This window comes from Bacteroides timonensis (assembly GCF_000513195.1).
Taxonomy (GTDB): Bacteria; Bacteroidota; Bacteroidia; order Bacteroidales; family Bacteroidaceae; genus Bacteroides; species Bacteroides timonensis.
In genome coordinates, this window is sequence record NZ_CBVI010000193.1 from 1 (window position 1) to 2,560 (window position 2,560).

Here is a 2,560-nt window from a genome sequence, read left to right on the forward strand (position 1 = left end):
GTAATCGGTAACTTTGTCTCGTCAAAAATCGGAAAAGTAAAATCGACATGATTAGAAAAAAATAGCATTGTAATTTTGTAGTGCCAACTATTAATTACAATGCTATGACCGAGACTTCCAAATTAAAGAAGTATCTAATGTGGAACAAAGTTAAAGAATTATTTTCATCCGGCCTAAACAAAAGCCAGATAGGTTTGTCTTTAGGCCTTCACCGTCAGACGGTGTCCAAGTATCTGTCTATGACAGAAGATGAGTTCATATCTAGCCAGAGCTATGACCGGCATTACGGGCATAAGCTTGACGCTTACGAGACTTATGTAGTGGAGGAGCTTGTTAAATGGCCTTTTCTGTCCGCCCCTCAGATCCATGACAGGTTAAAGGAGAATTTTGTGGATCTTCCGGCAGTTACTCCCAAAACGGTTTTCAACTTCATCAACCGAATTCGTTTGACACATAATCTGCCCAAAGAGGTGGAAAAGAGTTACCGTCCCTATGAGAAGCAGCCTGAGACTCCTTATGGAGAATACGCCCAATGTGATTTCGGCGAGCGCTGGATGCGAACCTCTCAGGGGCAGTCTCTAAAAGTCTATTTCTTTGCGGTGTCCCTGAGCCGGAGCAGGTACAAGTTCGTGTATTTTAGCCGGACACCGTTTACCACCGCACTTGCTGTCTATGCCCATGAACTGGCCTTTGAGCACTTCGGAGGTATACCCCGGAAAATCATTTATGATCAGGACAAGGTATTGCTAGTTAAGGAAAACCTTGGCGATCTGGTGCTTACCAGCAGCTTCCGTGCCCTGGTTCGGGAACATGGCTTCGAGCCCGTATTCTGCCATAAGTCCGATCCCCAAAGTAAGGGTAAGATAGAGAACGTGGTCAAATATGTGAAGTACAACTTCCTTCGCGGTCGTGAGTTTATCGACATCGACCTGCTGAACAAGGATGTCCTGAGCTGGCTGGAACGTACAGCCAACGGTACGGAACACCACGGCATACGTCGTGTCCCTTCCGATGAGTTCGAGAGGGAAAAAACATATCTCATGCCTTATAAAGGAGTCCCTACAGTACCTTGTGAAAAGCTCGTGCCACATCATGTGCGCAAGGACAACGTGATAAATTACAGGGGCAACTATTACACCGTTCCTACGGGAACTTACCGCGGCTATCAGACGCTTGTCTATCTGGAAGAAAAAGAAGGCAAACTGCACATCTATAGCCATGATACGGGCAAAACCCTTGCCAGTCACAAGATAAGCGGTGACAAGGGACGGCTGATCAGCAACACCTCGCACCGGCGTGACCGAGAAGCCTCACTGAACGACTATGAGGCTTCTGTGCGCAAGGAGCTTCCCCAGAGCGCAGTGGTTGACGAATACCTCTCACAACTGCGCGTACATAAGGCTCGCAACTATCGCGACAACCTCCAGTTCATAGCCCGCCGGCATGGGGCATACTCCAATGCCACACTTACCCGATCTTTCACTCAATGCCTTGAGGCAGGCGTCTTTAACGGATGCCGCCTGATGGAGGTAGCCGAGTACCTTAGAGTCCATAATGGGGAGGCTCTTATCGAGGTGCGGACGGAAACGGAACCTTTACCCCAGGCAGACACCTCCGGCATGACCCCTGAGAAAACAGATATATCAATCTTTAATACACTCTTCGTATGACAATCAACGAACAAATCAGAAGCTTGTGCTCACGCCTGCGGCTATACGCCCTTCCACGTCTGTTGGAATCCGAGGCTCATCTGGCACAGGAACAAGGAAAGACCCATGTAGAGTTCCTTCATGACCTGCTGGCCCGTGAGGTGCAAGAGAGGGACAGCAAAGACTTCCAACGACGTCTGAAAGCGGCGGCTCTGCCGGCAAGGCATGATCTCGACCTTTTTGACCACAACTACTCGCAAGGTATAACCGCCCCCAGACTACGCGATCTGCGCCGACTTGGATGGCTCGAGCAGAATTACAACCTGATACTTATGGGACCATCGGGTACAGGCAAGACCTTCATCGCCGCAGGCCTCGTATATGAGGCCGTAGGACAAGGATACAAAGCATATATGGTTACGATGGAGGATGTCATAAACACCATTAAGATGAAAAGCCTGATGCCTTCAGCCATGAGTGCCTATAACCGTCTGCTCAAAGCCGATCTGGTAGCCATCGACGACATCATGCTCTTCCCGGTGAAGAAAGAAGATGCTGCAGGATTTTTCAACCTAATCAACACGCTTCACGAGAAAGCATCGCTGATAATCACTACCAACAAGGCACCAACAGAGTGGGCAAAAACACTGGATGATGAAGTACTCGCTTCCGCTATACTTGACCGATTATTATATCACTGCGAGGTAATAAAACTCTCGGGACAAAGCTATCGGATGGGAAATCGAAAATCTATTTTTGAAACCGGAAAAGACTCATCTTTGGCTGGGGGTACCCCCAGCCAAAGATGACCAGTATCCTAAGACAATCAATATTATAAACGGAGGGTCTCGAATATCATATGTCGATTTAACTTTACCGAAAAATGTCGATTTAAAATTTGCTTATTACAA

Annotated in this window: 2 protein-coding genes; both read left to right on the forward strand. The window is 47.8% G+C overall.

Translation table 11 applies throughout. The annotated features are described in order from the left end of the window. Positions 1–137 precede the first annotated feature (137 nt). Complete coding sequence (gene istA / locus BN161_RS27695) at positions 138–1,670, forward strand: IS21 family transposase (protein ID WP_044272551.1); 1,533 nt, start codon at positions 138–140, stop codon at positions 1,668–1,670. Then, positions 1,667–2,458 carry an IS21-like element helper ATPase IstB gene (istB, locus tag BN161_RS27700; protein ID WP_010800357.1) on the forward strand — a complete coding sequence of 264 codons (792 nt, stop codon included), beginning with the start codon at positions 1,667–1,669 and terminating at the stop codon, positions 2,456–2,458. The genes istA and istB overlap by 4 nt, the downstream gene beginning before the upstream one ends. The last annotated feature ends 102 nt before the right edge of the window (positions 2,459–2,560 follow it).